We start from the raw sequence: 19,262 nt of genomic DNA, 5'->3' as shown, positions 1-19,262 counted from the left end.
TATCTAAAAAGATTAATGTGAGTTCCAATAAGCTAGCTTAATTATGAGCCATTATACTTTTATCATTAGAGTTCTTAGAACTCTTTCCTCTTATTTAATCTATAATTCTTCCCATAACAACTGAATTATAATAATTTCCATCCATATGAATTCTATCATTTATTAATAAGCCTTCTTGTACAAATCCAAAGCTTTTATAAAGCTCAATAGCTTTTGTGTTGGTTTCGACTACATATAGACATACTTTTTTTATTCCCACATTATCTGCATATCCTAAAATATTATCAAGAAGTACTTTCCCAATGCCATACCCCCAATATTCTTTTAAAATGCAAATTCCAAACTCAGCTTTATGTCTATATCTACTTAGCCCATTTCCTTGTAATCTTGCAAAACCAACTAGCTTCCCTTCTACTTCTGCTACTAAAAATAAGTTTTTTTCCGATATTGAATCTTCATAAATTAGCTTTTTAAAGTCCTCTGATGTTAATAATCCTTCACCGGCTTCTCTATCAAGATTTTCTGTTTCTCCATCAATCTTAATTCTGAGTGCTGAAAGTTCTTCTGAATCTCCTTTTGTTGGACACCTAAGAATCCATGTGAGCCTTTTGCCTTCTATTAATTTCTCATCTACAATCACTTGAACCTCCAATTACCTTATTAAATCCCTTGGTATTTTACAAAATACAAAGGTCCAATTTTAGTTACTTTATAGTCTCCTTGTTCAGAACCAAACATATCAATAGGTCTTTTATCAAAATAATAGTATTTTACATTATCTTGATTACTATCATGAGAACTTTCAATAATACGAGATTCTAATGCAGCCTTTCTATAGCCAGTTACAAACAAGTGTAATCTTAGTGCATAATAAGGATTCAAATGCATAACTATGGTAAATATCATTATTATGCTAATGACTAATATAATGAGTTTTTTTCTCATCAATATAACCTACCTTTAATTTTTATATGAAAATTATACCATATATGAGTTATTATAGATATTTAACATAAAAAACACCGTAAATTAATACGGTGTTTTAATTCTTACTTCTTCATAACTGGAATCCATATTTCACTTCTATAGTCTGGTGCTGTTGTGTCCTTGCTTTCATTCCAAAGTATTTCTGGGCCTTCTACAACTTCATAATTTGAAGCTGGCAGCCATTCTGAGTATATTCGTCCCCATATATTTTGAAGAGTCTCTGGGAATGGTCCCTTTGCTTCAAATACAGCCCAGGTTGAAGGTGCCACTTCTAGTTTCTTAAATTTATCAGAACACTCCTTATTTGTAGCTACTCCAATATAGTGATCAAGTCCACCTTTTTCTTCCATTCTATTTTCTGAAAAATTTGTGGATGCACTAATAATTCCCATAGGTTCTACATTTGAAAGTTCCTTAAGCTCTTTAATAATCTCTGGAGTTAGGCTTTGCCACATAGATGTAATTTCAGGATTTGCTCCGTTAAATACTATTGGTACTCTCTTCATAATCCCTACTATGGAAAATCCCTCTTTTTCTTCAATTCTATACTTCATTTCATTTCCTCCCTTAATTGTAATTTGGAAAGTCATTCTTGGATATGCTTTAAGAGCTTTACCATTATTCTTAGCTTCTGATGGTGTTATGCCATGTAAATTCTGAAATGCTCTAGTAAATGAATCTGGTGAGTTATATCCATATTTTATTGCTATATCAATAACCTTAAAATTACTATTACTAAGCTCAAATGCTGCAAGAGTGAGACGCCTGCGGCGAATATACTCAGACAAAGTAATACCTGCAAGGAATGAAAACATTCTTTGAAAATGATATTCTGAGCAATATGCTATTTTAGCCACTATCTTTAAATCAATATCACCATCTAAATTTTCTTCAATATAGTTTAATGCTTCATTCATTCTTCCTAGCGAATCCATTTATATGACCTCCTTTCATTAACAGGATATCAAAATTTTAAAATACACATCCGACTTTTCCTGCACAATTAAGTAGGATTACTTATTCTCGTAGTGTAAGCAAATATATATTCATTATACTTTAAAATGTTAAGTTTAGTTGACAAAATTCCAGTTTTACTTGATAGAAATGATATTTATCCTTTAGTATACTATAACTAATCAATACGTATTGAAGTAGAAGAAAGGCTGGTGATAATTATGTCCTTAGGCGAAAAATTATTAGATTTACGTAAAAAAGCAGCTTTATCTCAAGAAGATGTGGCTGAAAAACTAGGTGTATCTAGGCAAACTGTGAGTAAATGGGAAACTGATCAGACAGTTCCGGAACTTATTAAGGCTAAATTATTAAGTGAACTTTATAATGTAAGCTATGATTATCTTATAAGTGGAACCCCTATTGGAGGTGACCTTACTAATATTGAATTAATTGTTGATGAAATAGATTGGACTAGTGCTTGGAGTAAAAAGTATCCAATATTAGCTTCATATCAAGGTATGCAAGGGATAGATAGCTATAGCAAAAAAATTTCTGAGCTATATGATACCTTTAAAAGTGAGTTCAATTTTGATGATTCTGACACAGTTTTGGTTTTAAAAGATATTCTTTATCAAAAATATAAAATGGCAAAAAAGAAAAGTAAGTAAAATAACAATAAAAGAACAGAAATACTAACTTAGTATTCTGTTCTTTTTCTTAAAACAGCTTATTTCTTACCATCTAATAGTCTATTACTCTCTTTTATTATGTAATCCATATATTCTAAAGCATCATCTCTTCTCTTAGAGAAAGATTTATAATAAGATTCCTTGCTATCATTTCTAAGCTTCATGGATTCTTTTATTATATTATGCCATTTGGCAGGCACTTTGCTTAATGCATACTCTCCTGCTCCAACTTTTGAGGTTATATCCTTTTCATTTAATGTATAATAAAGACGAGAAACACCTAAAACTCCCCACTCAATATTCTTTAGACTAACAAAGGAACCAATGTATTTTGATGACATAAATTTCTTACAGCCATTCATCCAGTTGACCCAATAGCTATTTAGATTATTCCTCATTTCATTAATTAAAATGTCAAAATTGACTTCTAGTTTATAATCCTCAATATCTTTCCCCTTTATAACGATTCCGCATTTTTTTAATTGATATGCATCTATTGAATTTCTATTAAACTTTATATATCCTTCAAATTTTCCGTCATTAAACCTAACACATCTATCTCCCTCTTTATTTAAGGATTCTATATCTTCCTCCATTACATACATTCCATCTAGTGTAGTCTTACGATATTTTTTATTAATACTATTATGAATATATTTTAAAACTTCTAATTCTTCTTCACTAACTTCTCTATTAACTACTGCAATAAAATCTATATCACTAAAGCCATAATGAAATTTTCCTAGAGATAATGATCCATAAATGTAATAGCCTTCAAGTAAATCAGGAAGTCTTTCTTCTATCATTTCTATATGCTTGTCTATAATGAACTTAACTTTTTTAGGTATATAGCCCATGGTTATTCCCCTTTTAAAATTAATTTTTATTCTTTAAAGTATTAAAGTCAATTTACTTTATTATACTATGTAAAATGTAAATATTTACTTAATAATCTTTAAAATTCTATTACAATTTTATTAAATATTTTAATTTATAAAAAATAAAAGGAAGTCTTATGACTTCCAACACAATTATTCTACTCATTTTCTAAGAGTATCTTAAGCATTCTTTCAGGATTTTCAAGATATGCCCTTGTAATTTTATAATGTTCAGTTTCTTTATAGTTAACCTTTTTAATTCCATCATTTAATTCATAGATAAAAGAATTAGGATAAGACATTATTATTGGCGAATGAGTTGCTATAATAAACTGAGAGTTATTACTTATAAGCTCATGCATTATAGCTATCATGGACATTTGTCTTGATGGTGAAAGTGCGGCTTCAGGCTCATCTAAAATATATAACCCATTCCCACTGAATCTATTTCTTATTAGTGATAAAAAAGACTCCCCATGAGATTGTGAGTGAAGAGATTTTCCCCCATAGAATTCCGCTGCATCAAGTTCATCTACATTTGTAGCTACATTATAAAAGCTCTCTGCTCTTAAGAAAAATCCATCACACGGTCTCTTAACTCCTTTAACAAGTTTAATTGCATCGTGTAACTTTGAATGAGTATCCTTTGTTAAAAAGTTAAAATTTCTAGTTCCCCCTTCTGGATTAAAACCAAAAGCAATGGCAATTGCTTCAAGTATTGTTGATTTACCCGTTCCATTTTCACCTACTAAGAATGTAACCTTTGGATGAAACTCCATTCTATCTAAATTTCTTACTGATGGCAGACAATATGGAAATTCAGAAAAAGATTCTATTCTTTCATGTCGTAGTTCAACATGTCTTAAGTATTGATCAAAATTCAATTACTTTACCTCCAGCAGTTTTAGTTTGTTTTTTTACACTTAGTATTTATATAGATAATTGTAGATATAATCATTGCAAATATTGAAACCAAATAAAAAGTTCCATATATATCATTGAACTTAAAGAAATTAGCTAATGCAGTTATTATTGATATATATATGCATAATGTTCCTACAGCCCTACAAAGCTTTTTCTCATTATACTCTTCTTTTTCTTCTTTTGATGCTATATTGTATCCAATTATAAGAAAGCTTCCTTTTCCTGAAAAGATTAATAATGCTATTATTAAGAATAAAATAGCCACCCCAATTAACATAAAGATTCCCCTCTTAAATAATTCACACCTTAATTATACAGTATTTTATGCAATTATTTCCAGTAAATCTGACGGCTTGTCTATGATATAATCTGCGCCCTTATCTTCTAAAACTTCTCTTCCTCTAAAGCCCCAGGTAACACCTACGCATTTAATTCCAGAATTCTTAGCAGTCTTTACATCTACTTCAGAATCTCCTACATATATTGAATTATCAGTCTTTGAACCTAATTCTTCTAATGCCATATAAACAGTATCTGGTGCAGGCTTTTTAGCTATGTGCTCTGATTGTCCAATTGCTACTTTTATATATTCCCCAAAATAAATTTGATTAAGTTCTTTTACAGCCTTATCAAACTTATTTGATACAATTGCAAGCTTATAGTTTTCTTTAGATAACTTTTCTAAAAGCTCCATTATTCCATTATAAGCATTGGTTTTATTTTGTTTATTTTTAGAATAATGCTCTTTAAAATCTGCTAAGCATATATCATACTTTGGATTACTACGTCCATCTGGAATTGCTAGCTCTATTAAACGTGCAACTCCATTTCCAACAAATCTTCTAACCTCATCTTTTTCCCTGCATGAGAATCCATGACGTGCTAATGAGTAATTTACGCTATCTGTTAGATCATCAAGAGTATCAAGTAATGTTCCATCTAAATCAAAAATAATTGTATTGCACTTTTCCATATATAATTCCCCCTTAAGATATAATTAGCATGTCTCGTTCTTGTAAATTAATTATAGCATATAAAAAAGAGAAGCTTTATTAACTTCTCTTCTAGTTACGAAACACTATATCTATATACTTTCTTTATATTTCTTCTCTAAATCTATGTTGTCTAAAGCCAATATCTTTTTAGATAGATAATAAGCACTTGCCATAACACCTGCTACCCCTCCACCAGGGAAAACCCACTGCCCAACTAAATAAAGATTATTTACTTTAGTTTCTTGAGGAATAAATTTACCGTAATTTCCTTCATTCATCATCCATCCCATAAATGCGCCCTCAGTGCTATAGGTATATCTTTCAGAAGATACAGGGGTAGATGATACACAAAATAATATTGACTTTCTAAAATCTTCACCCATTTTTTTGCAAATTCTATTAGTTATAATAGTTTCTACTTCACTCTTTAATTTCCTGTATTCTTCTCCTCTAGTACCGTCTATTCCAGTATCCCAATTATTATGATATTTATATGGAAGGTAAGCTAAAATTGTAACTGAATGATCTAATTGATCTTTTGGTTTTTCACTTACAATTAACCATATAGGACAATTATATGGAGTATAATCATCAAAATCCAAATCTATAGTATCTTTATCCATTATTGCTATATAATTTACTCCACCAAAATCATATTCTCTACTTACTCCCATGAAATTAATCATAGCTCCAGGATATATTTCACGTTTTTCTATACTCTTTCTTAGTGGTTCTAATTCTTGTGCATCCTTAGCAAGTTTGTTAACTGTATAATGTACAGAAGAATTAGAGACAACAATATCCCCATAATAACAACTTCCATTAGTACACTCTACGCCTTTTGCAACTCCATTTTCTATAAGAATTTCTTTAACCTCAGTATTTAATAGTATTTGCCCATAATTATCATTTATATTTTTCACTACAGCATCAGGAATTGCCTGCATTCCACTTATAGGATAGTAAACAATATCTCTATTAACTACATCCCATCTATAGACATAACCTAAATACACCATATTACATATGCCTTTTGATATTATAACGTTAATTAAGTCTCTATCCTTAAATGTCTTTTTTAATATTGGATATGCATTTTTCATTCCATATTTCATTAAGGTTGGTCTTTTTAACATGGACTCAATTCCAAATTTAAGCTTTTCAAATAATCTCATTTCATAAGGAGGTTTTGGAGCACCACCACTATACATTTCGCTTAAAATTTTTTCATTTAAATCAAAAAATTTATCAATGGCTTCCTCTTCAAGGGGAAATTGTTTTATAAAATCACTTTTTAATGTAGGTGAGTTAAAAGTATAATCCTTGTCCCCAGTAAAAATCCTTAGCTTTTCAGTTCTTTTAACAGTTTCCACTGACACACCAAAGTAATTTAAAAATCCAGTTATATCTCCATTTTCACTAAGCTCCATTAAGCCTTCTAACCCAATGTCAAAACGACATCCTTTTCTCTGAAATGAAGTAATAAATCCACCAGGTTTATCGTGTTTTTCTATAACTAAAACTTTCTTTCCTTCTTTAGATAGAAAAGCTGCAGTACTTAAGCCTCCCATACCTGCCCCAACTATAATTACATCATACTTAATATCAAGCGTCATACTAATCCCCCCTCATAAAAATATTTTACCATAAAATTGATTTTGAGTTATAATAAGTTAATAAGATTAATAAGAGGTGTTTACATGTATTCATTTTTTAGTACTATATTTCAAGTGCTATTAGCAATTTCAATACCTTTAGTAATAGGCATGCTTATATCTAGATTAGCTGGATTTATAGGTTCAAAAATCTTTAGGTTTACAGATATCTATAAATATATTTTAAAATCCATGAGAAAACATAATATTAAATCATAATACCAGGAAAGGTGAAGTGTATGTTAATTCAGAAATGTAAAAACTGCTCTAATAGTTTTAAGTGGTCTACTATTATTAAAGCTATTTGGAGCTGGGGTGGATTTAAACCCATTAAATGTGAAAGTTGCAAAACTACACATTTAATAAAGCCCATCGCCCGTATAATTATAATTGTACTTGCTCTTATTCCATTATTATTTGAGAACCATGTATTTGAACTATTTAAGGCATTTGGATTAAATGCTTATATATTCTGGGCTTACCCAGCTTGGATGATTTTATTAGTTCTTTTATCACCTTTTTTCATAAGATTTTATATTAAAGAATAAAGAGGTTTTTTATTTCAAATCAGGCTGATAAGATTAATGAAAAAGCATATTATTAAATCATAATACTCAGGAAAGGTGAAGTGTATGTTAATTCAGAAATGCAAGAAATGTTCTAAAAGTTTTAAGTGGTCCACTATTTTAAAAGCAAGTTGGAGTTGGAACGGCTTCAAACCTATTGAATGTGAAAATTGTAAAACTAAACATTATTATAAACCTATTAACCGTATAATAATATTTATACTTGCTTTTACACCACTAATTTTTGAAAATGCTATATTGGGCTTACCTTTACCTTATGGAATAAGATCTTATATATTCTGGGTTTATCCTGCTTGGGCTATTTTGTTAATGCTTTTATCCCCTTTTTTCACAAGATTTTATATTAAAGAATAAAGAGGTTTTTTATGGGAAATCAAGCTGATAAGATTAATGAAAAAGCATATTATTAAATCATAACATTCAGGAAAGGTGAAGTGTATGTTAATTCCGAAATGCAAGAAATGTTCTAAAAGTTTTAAGTGGTCCACTATTTTAAAAGCAAGTTGGGATTGGGGAGGCCTTAAGCCTGTTGAATGTGAAAATTGCAAAACTGTGCATTTTATAAAACCTATTTTCCGTATAATTATAATTCTTATTGCTTTTATACCAGTACTTTTTGAAGGCATCATATTTAGTACATTTAAATCTCATGGCCTAAATGCTTATGCATTTTGGTTTTATCCTGTTTTTGGGACTTTATTGTTGCTCTTGTCACCTTTTTTCATAAGATTTTATATTAAAGAATAGAGAGGTTTTTTATGACAGATAAAGCTAATAAAATTAATAAAATCATAACCTCAATCGTCTTATTTCTAGGGACTTACTTTTTAATTAGATTTGTTTCTTTTCTAATTGCATCAGATTCCTCATCTACTAATGATTCATTTATAATCGCAGCACTAACAGGTGTATGCTTAATTGGTTCTATAATAGTTACCTGTACATACTTAATATTATCAAAACTTGATGAGATAGATAAAAAAGACCACTTTTAGTATTACACCAAAGTGATCTTTTCTCTATTTACTACATCAATGTTTGTAATTTCTCATAAATATCTGAATGAGTCTTTTTAATATTCATTATCTTAAGGTCTTTATTTACAAAAGCATGTACTGTACTTCCTTTAGAAATTTCCTTTTGATCCTTTTCTCTAATCACAGAATAATTAAATACCACTTTCACTGGAGATAAGTGACTTACCCAAGTCTTTATTATTAATTCATCTTCATACTTAGCGCCTTGAATATATTTACAACTGCTTTCAGCTAGTGGCATTAATATTCCTCTTTCCTCCATATCACTGTAACTCATATTACTTTCTTTTATATAATCAGTTCTACCTTGTTCAAACCAAATATAATAATTAGAATGATGTACTATTCCCATCTGATCAGTTTCTGCATATCTAACAACAATTTTTGTTTCGCTTATGTACACTTAAATCGCCCCTTATTTTAAAATTTCTATGTACATATTATATAGCAATTGTAACAATTAATAAAGGAACGTAATATATACCGCAAAATTAGAAAATGAAATATAGGAGGATTACTAATCTATAATAATTTATACTTCTTAATATACAGTAAGCTTATATAAGGAGTTGTTTTTATGAATAATATTGGTATTATTACATGTTTTAACGAAAGTAAGGTCTGCTCAAGCTATGGATGCTTTAAGGCTTTTAATGACAGAAATGCTTCCTTTAAGAATTATGGTTTGAATTCTGAAATAATATGTTTTACTCATTGCAATGGATGCTCTGATAATTCACTAGAACAAATGTTACATAGAGCTACTCAAATGAAAAATAGAGGGGTAGATACTATACACATATCTACATGTATAAAAATAAATTGCAAAATGTATGATGATTTTATTGAAATCTTATCTAAAGAATTTAATATTATTGGATATACTCATGATTAAATTATGGACAAGTTAAAACTATAAAAACAAGAGAAACAGTTTGAAAATAATAATATGGTAGCGCTTACTTATTTTCTTGAGCTTTTTTCTGATTTTGCTTTTATTTACTCTTAAGCTATACTAGAATACAGAAAATAATAGCTATGGGAGACTACAATATGAGTAATAATTTTTTAGAAGCTTTGGGGTATATAGCCTCATTCATTGTTTTAATTTCTCTACTTATGAGCTCTATAATAAAATTAAGGTGGATTAACCTATTAGGATCCGCAATATTTTCTTTATATGGCTTCTTAATAGGTGCTTTCCCTGTAGGTTTTATGAACCTATGTATCTGCATAATTAATGTTTACTATCTTATAAAAATCTATGGTACAAAAGAATATTTTAAAATAATGCCAATTGAAAGTGATTCTAACTACTTTAAGAATTTTCTAGATTTCTATCAAGAAGATATTAAAAACTATTCTAGCAATCTTAAATATGATTCTAATAATACACCTGTTGGCTTTTATATTTTAAGAAACTTAGTGCCTGCTGGAATTTTTATCGCATCAGAAAAAGAAAGCGATACCCTAAAAATTGATTTAGATTTTGTTATACCTGAATATAGGGATTTTAAAATTGGAACCTTTATTTATGAAAATAGTAAAGAGTATTTCTTAGATAAGGGATATAATAAATTCATCTGTTATTCATCAAATGCTTCTCATATTAAATATCTTAAGAAGATGAAATTTACAGAAGCAATTGAAAATGGAGTTACATGTTTCGTTAAATCAATTAAATAGCTTATAAATAAAGAAGACGTATTGCTCTCCATCATGGATTGCAATACGTCATTTTTTATTAATATTAAACTTGGAATTTTTCTATTAAGTTTTCTAGTGTTTGTGCTAATCTATGAAGTTCATCTGCTTGTGTTTTTACATTTTGTATATCATTTAATTGGTTAGCAACACCTGCATTAACCTCTTCTGTTGCAGCTGCTGATTCTTCTGAAACAGCTGATATATTATGAATATTTGAAGTAAGTAGTTCACTATTAGACAGCATCAATTCTATGTTTTTATTCATTGCTTCTATTTTTTCTACTATACTTTCAATTGACTTATTTAGACTTACAAAGTTTTGTTCTGTATAAGTAACTGCTGAGTTTTGATTTTCTACATCAGCTCTAATGTTATCCATATTTGCTGCTGCAACCTTAGTTGTTTCAATAACTCTAGTAATTATATTTCTTATGTTTTCTGCTGATGTACCTGATTGTTCTGCAAGTTGTCTAACTTCTTCTGCAACTACAGCAAAACCTCTTCCAGATTCTCCAGCTCTTGCAGCTTCAATCGCTGCATTTAATGCTAAAAGATTCGTTTGCTCAGAAATTTCTAGTATTGTGCTTAGTATTTGACCTACATCTTCAGTTTCTTTTACTAAAACTCCAATACTCTTAGCTGTTTCTGAAACACCATTTATTGTGCTTTCATTTTTAGTTTTAAGTTCTTTGAATGCAGCCATTGTTTTTTCACTGCTTGTCTCCATCTCTTGGCTTTCTCTATTCATCTTACTATTGTATTCTTTTATAATAGTTAAGCTATTATTAAAATCAGTAGCAATTCCAGCAGCCTTGTCTACTTCTGTAGCCTGCTCTTGAACTCCTCTTGCAATATCATCCATAACTCTAGATATTTCTTCTGAAGATGTTGAAACTTCATCTGCTTGTCTTGTTAGAATTTCTGAAAATTTTAATACATCATCAGCTGAATTCTTAACTGATAAAACTAAATTCTTAACACTATCAATCATATTTGAGAATCTTCCACCTAATTCTCCAATTTCATCTGAACTTTTTATGTTTGTTATAACTGTTAAGTCACCAGCTTCTCCTTTTTTCATAGCTTCTTTTAATTGATTAATTGGATTAGTTAAGTTTTTAGATATCCTAAAGCCAACTAAAAGTGCAGCTATTATAAATAATATGAATAAGCCACCAGTTATTCCAATGGTAGAAAGAACTTTAGAGTATACTTCACTAGTATCCATCATACCAACAAGTTTCCAGCCAGATTTATCGTTACTTATGTAATATATTAATTTATCTTTTCCAAGAAGCTTTGTTTGGATTGAACTTGATTTACCTTCAATTACTGGTTTCATCCAAGCTACTTCTGATTTATCTTTAAATGCATTCTCCATCTTTTGATCCTGAGTATCTGCATTAGTATTTACTCTATCAGGATTTAAGTTCTTCTGTAATATGTCTTTATTCTTCGATGCTATTACTACTCCAGTTCTGTCCATAAGCAGTATTTCACCAGTTTTCTCAATTTGAGTACTGTTAACTAGTTCTGCTATATTAGTAATATCAATATCTATTCCAGCAACCCCTATTGCTTTTCCAGATTCATCGACTATTTTCTTTGTAGCAGTCACTACCATCTTTCCAGTTGCAACATCCTTATATGCATCTTGCCAAAGTATTTTATCATTTGAAATTGTATCCTTATACCAAGACTTCACTGTTGGATCATAGCCCTTTGGAAGTTCTGTCTCCGGGAATATGTACATGCTTTTATCTGCAGTTGCAATATAAGCATTTAGTATCTTTGGATTACTTTTTATTATTCCATTAAGCTCCTTTTTCACTATGGCTCCATTAGGATTAGCTAATGAAGTTTTTGATATAGAATTTTCTGTTATCTGAGATAATGATGCTTCATAACCATTATAGGATTCATCTACAACTTTATTTACGCCAGTTACAGATTTCTCTATAGAACTAGAATAAGAAGTTTTAAGACTGTTATAAAGTACTAGGTTAGAAATAATACCAGTAGTACACATAGGCACTAAAATAATTAAAAGAAAGGTTAAAATTAGTTTGTTTTTAATTGTTTTAATTTTCATTGTTTCTCCCTCCAAGATTTAATTTTCCGCCACTTATATTATCGGTAAGTTTTTAGTAATCTAGAGGAATATTTAGTGTCAAGTGTAAGTTATGGCTGTATCTTACAGTAATCCTTAGCGTAAAGGTTTTTTTCTTTTCATAATAACCTTTAATGGTTAAAAATCATTTCACATAATTCGAATTATTATTTGTCAAATATTTTTATAAAACTTTTAAAAAGCCAATTCTTCTTTGGGTTTGTTTGTTTTATATCTAAGTTTAATTTACTTATTGCATCCATTTCACCATTAGTTAATTCAAAATCAAGTAAGCTAAAATCTTCTTTTATTCTTTCTGTCGTTTGTAGATCTAAAATCACTATACTTCCACGCTGCATATGCCATTTTAAAATCACTTCAGTAGCAGTTTTACCATATTTTTTTGATATTAATTTTAGTATTGGATTTTCAAGTAATCCTTCACGTTCTTCTCCTAATGGATTCAATGATTCATGTAAGATTTTATGTTCAATATGATAATTGTATAATTCGCTTTGAGGTAATTTAGGATGTGTTTCTATTTGATTTAACATAGGTGAAATCTTAGAGTTCTCTATTAATTCTTCTAATTCTTTAATCCCAAAATTAGATACACCAATGACTTTAATTTTCCCTTCTGAATATAACTCTTCTAAAGCCTTCCATGCCTCATTATAATTAGTAGCCTCAGATTGCAATAAACACATATCTATATAATCTAAGTTTAGGTCTTTACATACTTTTATAAATGCTTGCTTTATATCTTCATACCTATTGTCCCAATTACAAACTTTTGAGGATATAAAGAATTCTTCTCGCGATAAATTGCTTTTTTGAATGATTTCTCCAAAATTAATTTTACTTGTGTATTCTTCTGAAATATCAAAATTACGATATCCAGCTCTTATAGCTTTACTAACCACACCTTCAATATCTTCTTCCTCACCTAGATTATGTACACCAAAGCCTAGCTTAGGAACCTTAATCCCATTTACTGCTTTTACTTCTTTATTTTCTAAATCATCCATCTTTATATCTCCTTAGATATTTAACTTAATCATTCTTTTAATCCATAATATCAATGTCTAAGCCTCTTATCAATAATTAAAAGTAACACAATTTGGATATTTAATAAAGATAAAAGCACTAATCCTTTATGGATTAATGCTTTCAAACCTTTTAACATGCAACAATTTCTTTAATCATAAATTCTCTGCCGCTTAATATTTCCCATTCCCTACTTTCGCAGTGTGGGCATTTATTGTTATTTTCTATAAGATTAAAAACCTTATTACACTTTTTACACATAGCATTGCCTGGCAATACTTCAATTTTCAGTTTGGTATCCTGAAGCAAAGTCCCATCCACTGCAGCTGGAAAGCAAGCTTCTATATATCTGGGTATCATTGAGGATAACTCACCAATTTGCAAAACTAAGGTTTCAATTTTAGTTATAGAATTTTTCTTAGCGAAGTTTTCTACTGTTTTTACAACTTCCATCATAACTCCAATTTCATGCAATGGACTCACCTCTCAATATTAAACCTCTTGCTTTTTCTTTGGGATAATTGCTTTAAATGATTTTCTTACCTTCTTTGCTGCAATTCTTCCCTGACGCTTTAATACGTGTTTAATTACAGTAGATTTCATATCTTTAAACTCTACCCCAGCGCTATTATATTTTCTTACTAACTTAATAGCGTCGAACTTACATTTAATAGTACACATTCCACAACCTACACATTGATATTGATCTACAACTGTAGCACCACAGCCTAGACAACGCTCAGTTTCCTTCTTCACCTGCTCTTCTGTAAATGTAGAACGCAAATCTTTAAAGGTTAATTTTGACTTACTTCCATCAACATGAACCGCCCTTTGTCTTGGAAGTCTATCATAACCATCCTTATCTAAGTTTTCTCTATCAAAAGCACGGTATTCTCTCTCACGTCCTAACTCTAGATTATCTCCATGAAGATAACGATGGATAGAAGTTGCACCTTGCTTACCTAATGCAATGGCATCTATAGCAAACTTAGGTCCTGTTACTACATCTCCCCCAGCAAATATATCCTTCTCCTCAGTTTGAAAAGAAAGAGGTTGAACCTTTAAGGTTTTATTTGGATTTAATACTACTTTAGTGTTTTTTAATAGGCTTCCTAAATCAATTCCTTGTCCTACTGAAATCAAGACATTATTTGCTTTAACTACTTTAGTTATCTTTTCATCAAACTTAGGGTTAAACCTTTTATTCTCATCAAAAACAGAAATACATTTTTTAAATTCTACACCTATAACTTTGCCATCTTCATGAAGAATTGCTTTTGGACCCCAGGAGTTATTGATATTGATTCCTTCAGCTAGTGCTTCATCAATTTCTTCTTCGAGGGCTGGCATCTCTTCTCTACTTTCTAAGCAATACATCTCTATCTTTGAAGCTCCCACTCTCTCAGCAGTTCTTGCTACATCAATTGCAACATTTCCTCCTCCAATTATGATAGCTTCTCCTTCTAGTTTTGTATCTTCCCCCAGATTTACTTTTCTTAAGAAATCTACACCAGTTATAACCCCTTCAGCTTCTTCCCCGTCTAAGCCTAGGCTTCTACCAGCTTGAGCACCAATAGCTACATAAAATGCTTTATACCCACTATTTCTAAGTTCCTGAAGTGTAACATCTTTTCCCACTTCAACTCCAGTTTTAAATTCTACCCCAAGTTCTTTTAAAACTTCAATCTCTGAATTTACTATTTCCTTTTCTAATCTAAAGGCTGGAATTCCAAGTGTTAACATACCACCAAGTACTTTTTGCTTTTCAAAAACCGTAATCTTATACCCTTCAACTGCTAAGAAATACGCACATGATAGTCCAGCTGGTCCCCCACCAATAATAGCTATTTTTTCTGCTCTGTCCCCTCTCTTTTCAGGTACATAGCGGTATTCTCCCTTTAAGTCTTGATCTGCTATAAACTTCTTAATCTCATCAATAGCAAGTGGTTCATCTAAGCCTGATCTTGTACATGCAGACTCACATTTTCTTGGACATATACGACCACAAACTGCTGGGAATGGATTTTCCTTCTTAATTAGCTCTAATGCTTCTTTATATCTTCCTTGAGACGCCATTTTAATATATCCTTGTACAGCTATATGTGCTGGACACTCTGATTTACAAGGACTTGTGCCTCTGTCCCCAACAACTTTTCTATGACGATAATCTAGATCCCATTTATCCTTTCCCCAAGGAGTATCATATGGAGTGTCCTTTTCTTGAGGTTCTATAGGCTTTTCTTTAGTACATAAGCTTAGACCTAAAGTTAAGGCATTTGATGGGCAATTTTCAACACACTCTCCACAAGCAACGCATTTATCAGTGTCTATTTGCGAAACATAATTTGATCTTGACCAATCAGGATTTTTATATAGATTTGCATTTCTTAAACCAAAACAAGAACATCCGCAGCAATTACATATAGCAAGAGCATTTCCTGGGCCAGATAAATTAGGTATTTGGTGCATTAACCCTTCTTTTTCAGCCTTTTCACAAATAGCTATTGCCTCTTCCCTTGTAATACTTCTGCCTTTTCCTGTACGAATATAGTATTCAGCAGCTGGACCAAGACGAATGCATATATCTTCAACTGTGTGTCCGCAACCTTCCCCTTTAACTCTCATGGATACACGACAAGCACAATCTGTAACAGCAAAAACCTCGTTCTTATTAAGCAAATATGAGATTTCTTCATAAGAAGCTCTTCTGGTATCTCCATCTATAGCACTCTCTATTGGAATTACTCTCATTACCCCTAGGCCAATAGGAATATTTCCTGCCATAATGATACCTAGTTTTCTTGTATACTCTTCAAAACACTCTGCAATTACTGGATACTTTTCTACATTCTCTTTATTATCAATCATGTATTCCATAACCCCAGGTACAAATAGCTCAAGGAAGTATTTATCTACTCCATCTTCTTTCTCTAATTTTATTGAGCCGTCCACTGCCATTTTGTATAAAATCTTTTCCACTTCATCTTCAGGTCTACCACATAGCTTTGCTACTTCCTGCACAGTCTTAGGCTTACGAATCTCTAAGTGAAGTGCAACTTCTGCCTCTTCATCTGAAGTAACAGGCTCTAAAATTCTATATTCAGGATCTGTTGGTTTTACTTTAATTATACCTCCTGTAATACCAGCAGCAATCTTATTAGCTAGTTCCAGGACTTTTTTCTTTACCATATTAACTCCCCCTAAAAATAACTGCTAATTTTCCCTCCAATTATTTACTTCCAAGCGTAACCATTCTACCCATTCATCCATTCCTTCTCCTGTTTTTGCTGAGATTGGAATAACTTTAATATTGGGGTTTAATTTTTTAACACGTTCTTTTACTGCCTCTATATCAAAATTAAAATAATCTATTGCATCAATCTTATTTATTAATAAAACATCAACAATTGAAAACATCAATGGGTATTTTAATGGCTTGTCATCTCCCTCTGGTACACTTAAAATCATTGCATTTTTAGATGCTCCTGTATCAAATTCTGCTGGACATACCAAATTCCCTACATTTTCTAAAATGGCTAATTCTATACCCTCTGTCCCTAGCCCTATTAGACCTTGTTTTGTCATGTCAGCATCCAAATGACACATGCCTCCTGTGTGCAATTGAATTACCTTTGCACCAGTCTTAGAGACAGTGCTCGCATCTACCTCTGAATCAATATCTGCTTCTAAAACTCCAATTTTCATTTCATCTTTTAAAGCTTCTATTGTTCTTAAAACTGTTGTAGTTTTCCCAGAACCTGGCGATGACATTAAGTTTAATAAAAAGGTCTTTTCTTTTTTTAGCTCTTTTCTTAAAAGCTCAGCCTGTCTATCATTATCTTCAAAAACACTTTGCTTAATTTCAAGTACTTTATACTCTTCCATATTAGCTAACCCTCCAAATATCTTGAGCTAGATTATTTTATATCTTTCTAGTATTTCTTCTACTACTGTTCCTGATATCTTTTTTAACGCTCTATTCTTAACAAAACCTAGTGGGAATGGTAATTTCATATCAATTGGTTTTTTACCATCCATCATCTTAGCGGTAGAATCTAGTAAAACTCTAATATCATAAACAGAACCAAATACTTCTGGTACACCGCGATCTACATTAAGAAGAGTATATACGGCTTCCATAGCTGTTCTAACTGAATACTCTGTTGTAAACACTGTATCACGTACTGTCTCTGAGAACTGTCCTATAAATGCAAAGTTCTCGCTTCCATCTGGTACAACCTTCGGTCTATCCCCTTTTGCTCTTGGCATGAAGAAGGCAGTAATATATGGCATCATACATGGTATACAACGTGCTGAATTTGTAGCCATTTCGTGAATCTCATTTTCTGGAACACCCATATGATATAACCATTCCTCAGTGATTTCTACTCCAGTACATTCTTTCATCGGCTTCTTCACATAATCTCCTGGAACATCAGAGAATAGTCCATATACCCAAACAACAAGTTGATCTTTAGGCTGTTCCTTAAAGTGAGGTTGTCTATTCAAGGTATAGCTAAGTAGCCAGCTTGAATCTTTTACTGTTATAATTCCTCCTGTAACAACCTTTCCACTGAAAGGGTCACGTTTGCACATCTTCTCAATATATGGAGGAATTTTATCATCAAGTGTAGTTACTGTAGCTGACTCCCAATTTGTTTTCTTTGTATCTGTACAGAACTTATCTGGATTACCAAAGGCTTTATCTTGTTTTGCGATGTTTCTCCAAAGTTCCCAGCAGCCTCCAATATAATCATTAAATACTGGTGCATGGTCTTGATCACCAAGAGTAGAATTTTCTGTACAGCTTCCATTTGTAATAAATACTAAATCATTCTTTGTAAGGTCAATACTTTCTTCCTTGCCCCCACGCATGTAAACAATCTTCTTTGCGAGCTTTTTGCCACTATTTATATCAAAAATAATATTTGTAACTCTTGTATCGTATTGGAACTTAACACCATGAGATTCTAAATACTTAAGCATTGGTTTAATTAATGATTCATATTGATTAAACTTAGTGAACTTAAGTGCTGAAAAATCTGGAAGTCCTCCAATATGGTGAATAAATCTTTGAATATATAACTTCATTTCTAAGGCACTATGCCAATCTTCAAAGGCAAACATTGTTCTCCAGTAAAGCCAGAAGTTAGAAGAAAAGAATTCATCTGTGAACACATCTGTTATAGTTTTATCATATAAATCCTCATCTTTGGTCATAAATAGCTTTACTATTTCCTTTGATGCCTTCTCACTTAATCCAAACTTTCCATCAGTATGAGCATCTTCTCCTCTGTTTATAGTTGCTCTCATTAATGAATAGTTTGGATCTTTCTTATTAAGCCAATAATATTCGTCTAAAACTGAAACCCCTTCTGTTTCGATTGAAGGAATTGAGCGAAATAAATCCCACAAACATTCAAAGTGATTTTCCATTTCACGGCCGCCACGAATTATAAACCCTTTTTCATTATCTCTAATCCCATCGCAAGCACCACCAGATATATTGAGTTCTTCTAATACATGAATATTTTCACCTTTCATCTGTCCATCACGTACTAAAAAACATGCTGCTGCTAACCCTGCTAAGCCTGCTCCTACTAAGTATGCTGACTTTTTATCCACATCCTCAGGTTTTAAAGGACGTGCAAATGCTTCATAATTTCCATTACTATAATACATTTAAAGTACC

At 31.2% G+C, this 19,262-nt stretch carries 23 protein-coding genes; 8 read left to right on the top strand and 15 right to left on the bottom strand.

Features of this window, described 5'->3' with window-relative positions:
* Positions 1–94: 94 nt before the first annotated feature.
* The 3 genes from JK634_RS15810 to JK634_RS15800 all read right to left on the bottom strand — a co-directional run bounded on the left by JK634_RS15810 (position 95) and on the right by JK634_RS15800 (position 1,922).
* The gene (locus JK634_RS15810; RefSeq protein ID WP_202768689.1) at positions 95–640 is read right to left on the bottom strand and encodes a GNAT family N-acetyltransferase; all 546 of its coding nucleotides are present in this window, start codon (positions 638–640) and stop codon (positions 95–97) included.
* A 20-nt stretch (positions 641–660) separates the two neighbouring features.
* Positions 661–945, bottom strand: a complete 285-nt coding sequence (locus JK634_RS15805) for a hypothetical protein (protein ID WP_202768688.1) — start codon at positions 943–945, stop codon at positions 661–663.
* 104 nt (positions 946–1,049) lie between these two features.
* On the bottom strand, positions 1,050–1,922 hold the full coding sequence (locus JK634_RS15800) for an AraC family transcriptional regulator (RefSeq protein ID WP_202768687.1): 873 nt from the start codon (positions 1,920–1,922) through the stop codon (positions 1,050–1,052).
* Between the two features lie 240 nt (positions 1,923–2,162).
* On the opposite strand from JK634_RS15800, the gene JK634_RS15795 reads away from it, so the two are divergent.
* Positions 2,163–2,609 carry a helix-turn-helix transcriptional regulator gene (locus JK634_RS15795; RefSeq protein ID WP_202768686.1) on the top strand — a complete coding sequence of 149 codons (447 nt, stop codon included), beginning with the start codon at positions 2,163–2,165 and terminating at the stop codon, positions 2,607–2,609.
* 59 nt (positions 2,610–2,668) lie between these two features.
* On the opposite strand, the gene JK634_RS15790 is transcribed toward JK634_RS15795, so the two are convergent.
* From JK634_RS15790 to JK634_RS15770, 5 genes are all read right to left on the bottom strand, one after another.
* The gene (locus JK634_RS15790) at positions 2,669–3,487 is read right to left on the bottom strand and encodes an aminoglycoside adenylyltransferase domain-containing protein (protein ID WP_202768685.1); all 819 of its coding nucleotides are present in this window, start codon (positions 3,485–3,487) and stop codon (positions 2,669–2,671) included.
* Between the two features lie 179 nt (positions 3,488–3,666).
* Positions 3,667–4,392, bottom strand: a complete 726-nt coding sequence (locus JK634_RS15785) for an AAA family ATPase (RefSeq protein WP_202768684.1) — start codon at positions 4,390–4,392, stop codon at positions 3,667–3,669.
* A gap of 20 nt (positions 4,393–4,412) precedes the next feature.
* Positions 4,413–4,709, bottom strand: coding sequence for a DUF3784 domain-containing protein (locus JK634_RS15780; protein ID WP_202768683.1), 297 nt, complete (start codon positions 4,707–4,709; stop codon positions 4,413–4,415).
* Positions 4,710–4,754: 45 nt separating this feature from the next.
* Positions 4,755–5,405 (bottom strand): HAD family hydrolase, encoded by a 651-nt coding sequence (locus JK634_RS15775; RefSeq protein ID WP_202768682.1) that lies wholly within the window; start codon positions 5,403–5,405, stop codon positions 4,755–4,757.
* 111 nt (positions 5,406–5,516) lie between these two features.
* The gene (locus JK634_RS15770) at positions 5,517–7,043 is read right to left on the bottom strand and encodes a phytoene desaturase family protein (protein WP_202768681.1); all 1,527 of its coding nucleotides are present in this window, start codon (positions 7,041–7,043) and stop codon (positions 5,517–5,519) included.
* Positions 7,044–7,127: 84 nt separating this feature from the next.
* On the opposite strand from JK634_RS15770, the gene JK634_RS15765 reads away from it, so the two are divergent.
* The 5 genes from JK634_RS15765 (at position 7,128) to JK634_RS15745 (ending at position 8,664) form a co-directional block, all read left to right on the top strand.
* Positions 7,128–7,301: a hypothetical protein gene (locus JK634_RS15765; protein WP_202768680.1), complete on the top strand. Its 174-nt coding sequence runs from the start codon at positions 7,128–7,130 to the stop codon at positions 7,299–7,301.
* 20 nt (positions 7,302–7,321) lie between these two features.
* The gene (locus JK634_RS15760) at positions 7,322–7,630 is read left to right on the top strand and encodes a TIGR04104 family putative zinc finger protein (protein WP_202768679.1); all 309 of its coding nucleotides are present in this window, start codon (positions 7,322–7,324) and stop codon (positions 7,628–7,630) included.
* 84 nt (positions 7,631–7,714) lie between these two features.
* Positions 7,715–8,023 carry a TIGR04104 family putative zinc finger protein gene (locus JK634_RS20720; RefSeq protein WP_202768678.1) on the top strand — a complete coding sequence of 103 codons (309 nt, stop codon included), beginning with the start codon at positions 7,715–7,717 and terminating at the stop codon, positions 8,021–8,023.
* Between the two features lie 84 nt (positions 8,024–8,107).
* Entirely contained in the window at positions 8,108–8,416 is a 309-nt protein-coding gene (locus JK634_RS20715; protein WP_202768677.1) for a TIGR04104 family putative zinc finger protein, read from the top strand.
* 11 nt (positions 8,417–8,427) lie between these two features.
* Entirely contained in the window at positions 8,428–8,664 is a 237-nt protein-coding gene (locus tag JK634_RS15745) for a hypothetical protein (RefSeq protein ID WP_202768676.1), read from the top strand.
* A gap of 31 nt (positions 8,665–8,695) precedes the next feature.
* Here JK634_RS15745 and JK634_RS15740 read toward each other — a convergent pair whose 3' ends face one another.
* Positions 8,696–9,109, bottom strand: a complete 414-nt coding sequence (locus JK634_RS15740; protein ID WP_202768675.1) for a YbgC/FadM family acyl-CoA thioesterase — start codon at positions 9,107–9,109, stop codon at positions 8,696–8,698.
* A gap of 174 nt (positions 9,110–9,283) precedes the next feature.
* Here JK634_RS15740 and JK634_RS15735 point away from each other — a divergent pair, with 174 nt between their 5' ends.
* Together JK634_RS15735 and JK634_RS15730 are read left to right on the top strand one after the other, a co-directional pair.
* Complete coding sequence (locus JK634_RS15735) at positions 9,284–9,601, top strand: CGGC domain-containing protein (RefSeq protein WP_202768674.1); 318 nt, start codon at positions 9,284–9,286, stop codon at positions 9,599–9,601.
* Between the two features lie 158 nt (positions 9,602–9,759).
* Positions 9,760–10,392 (top strand): GNAT family N-acetyltransferase, encoded by a 633-nt coding sequence (locus JK634_RS15730; protein ID WP_202768673.1) that lies wholly within the window; start codon positions 9,760–9,762, stop codon positions 10,390–10,392.
* A 64-nt stretch (positions 10,393–10,456) separates the two neighbouring features.
* On the opposite strand, the gene JK634_RS15725 is transcribed toward JK634_RS15730, so the two are convergent.
* From JK634_RS15725 to JK634_RS15700, 6 genes are all read right to left on the bottom strand, one after another.
* The gene (locus JK634_RS15725; RefSeq protein ID WP_207753654.1) at positions 10,457–12,505 is read right to left on the bottom strand and encodes a methyl-accepting chemotaxis protein; all 2,049 of its coding nucleotides are present in this window, start codon (positions 12,503–12,505) and stop codon (positions 10,457–10,459) included.
* A 185-nt stretch (positions 12,506–12,690) separates the two neighbouring features.
* A complete protein-coding gene (locus JK634_RS15720) occupies positions 12,691–13,551 on the bottom strand; it encodes an aldo/keto reductase family protein (RefSeq protein ID WP_202768672.1) in 861 nt (286 codons plus the stop codon).
* A 151-nt stretch (positions 13,552–13,702) separates the two neighbouring features.
* Complete coding sequence (gene hypA, locus JK634_RS15715) at positions 13,703–14,044, bottom strand: hydrogenase maturation nickel metallochaperone HypA (RefSeq protein ID WP_202768671.1); 342 nt, start codon at positions 14,042–14,044, stop codon at positions 13,703–13,705.
* 18 nt (positions 14,045–14,062) lie between these two features.
* Positions 14,063–16,759, bottom strand: a complete 2,697-nt coding sequence (locus tag JK634_RS15710) for an FAD-dependent oxidoreductase (protein ID WP_202768670.1) — start codon at positions 16,757–16,759, stop codon at positions 14,063–14,065.
* A 24-nt stretch (positions 16,760–16,783) separates the two neighbouring features.
* The gene (hypB, locus tag JK634_RS15705) at positions 16,784–17,455 is read right to left on the bottom strand and encodes a hydrogenase nickel incorporation protein HypB (protein ID WP_202768669.1); all 672 of its coding nucleotides are present in this window, start codon (positions 17,453–17,455) and stop codon (positions 16,784–16,786) included.
* 27 nt (positions 17,456–17,482) lie between these two features.
* Positions 17,483–19,252: an oleate hydratase gene (locus JK634_RS15700; RefSeq protein ID WP_202768668.1), complete on the bottom strand. Its 1,770-nt coding sequence runs from the start codon at positions 19,250–19,252 to the stop codon at positions 17,483–17,485.
* Positions 19,253–19,262 lie beyond the last annotated feature (10 nt).

The organism is Clostridium paridis (assembly GCF_016765615.1).
GTDB classification, from domain to species: domain Bacteria; phylum Bacillota; class Clostridia; order Clostridiales; family Clostridiaceae; genus Clostridium_T; species Clostridium_T paridis.
This window is presented reverse-complemented; position numbering and strand designations above follow the sequence as displayed.

Excerpts from the sequence above, each read along its gene's own strand:
- JK634_RS15720 (WP_202768672.1), bottom strand. The coding sequence starts at position 13,551 with ATGGATGATTTAGAAAATAAAGAAGTAAAAGCAGTAAATGGGATTAAG.
- JK634_RS15710 (WP_202768670.1), bottom strand. The coding sequence starts at position 16,759 with ATGGTAAAGAAAAAAGTCCTGGAACTAGCTAATAAGATTGCTGCTGGT.
- JK634_RS15795 (WP_202768686.1), top strand. The coding sequence starts at position 2,163 with ATGTCCTTAGGCGAAAAATTATTAGATTTACGTAAAAAAGCAGCTTTA.
- JK634_RS15790 (WP_202768685.1), bottom strand. The coding sequence starts at position 3,487 with ATGGGCTATATACCTAAAAAAGTTAAGTTCATTATAGACAAGCATATA.
- JK634_RS15700 (WP_202768668.1), bottom strand. The coding sequence starts at position 19,252 with ATGTATTATAGTAATGGAAATTATGAAGCATTTGCACGTCCTTTAAAA.
- JK634_RS20720 (WP_202768678.1), top strand. The coding sequence starts at position 7,715 with ATGTTAATTCAGAAATGCAAGAAATGTTCTAAAAGTTTTAAGTGGTCC.
- JK634_RS15805 (WP_202768688.1), bottom strand. The coding sequence starts at position 945 with ATGAGAAAAAAACTCATTATATTAGTCATTAGCATAATAATGATATTT.
- JK634_RS15735 (WP_202768674.1), top strand. The coding sequence starts at position 9,284 with ATGAATAATATTGGTATTATTACATGTTTTAACGAAAGTAAGGTCTGC.
- JK634_RS15760 (WP_202768679.1), top strand. The coding sequence starts at position 7,322 with ATGTTAATTCAGAAATGTAAAAACTGCTCTAATAGTTTTAAGTGGTCT.
- JK634_RS15800 (WP_202768687.1), bottom strand. The coding sequence starts at position 1,922 with ATGGATTCGCTAGGAAGAATGAATGAAGCATTAAACTATATTGAAGAA.
- JK634_RS15765 (WP_202768680.1), top strand. The coding sequence starts at position 7,128 with ATGTATTCATTTTTTAGTACTATATTTCAAGTGCTATTAGCAATTTCA.
- JK634_RS20715 (WP_202768677.1), top strand. The coding sequence starts at position 8,108 with ATGTTAATTCCGAAATGCAAGAAATGTTCTAAAAGTTTTAAGTGGTCC.
- hypB (WP_202768669.1), bottom strand. The coding sequence starts at position 17,455 with ATGGAAGAGTATAAAGTACTTGAAATTAAGCAAAGTGTTTTTGAAGAT.
- JK634_RS15745 (WP_202768676.1), top strand. The coding sequence starts at position 8,428 with ATGACAGATAAAGCTAATAAAATTAATAAAATCATAACCTCAATCGTC.
- JK634_RS15775 (WP_202768682.1), bottom strand. The coding sequence starts at position 5,405 with ATGGAAAAGTGCAATACAATTATTTTTGATTTAGATGGAACATTACTT.
- JK634_RS15730 (WP_202768673.1), top strand. The coding sequence starts at position 9,760 with ATGAGTAATAATTTTTTAGAAGCTTTGGGGTATATAGCCTCATTCATT.
- JK634_RS15780 (WP_202768683.1), bottom strand. The coding sequence starts at position 4,709 with ATGTTAATTGGGGTGGCTATTTTATTCTTAATAATAGCATTATTAATC.
- JK634_RS15770 (WP_202768681.1), bottom strand. The coding sequence starts at position 7,043 with ATGACGCTTGATATTAAGTATGATGTAATTATAGTTGGGGCAGGTATG.
- JK634_RS15725 (WP_207753654.1), bottom strand. The coding sequence starts at position 12,505 with ATGAAAATTAAAACAATTAAAAACAAACTAATTTTAACCTTTCTTTTA.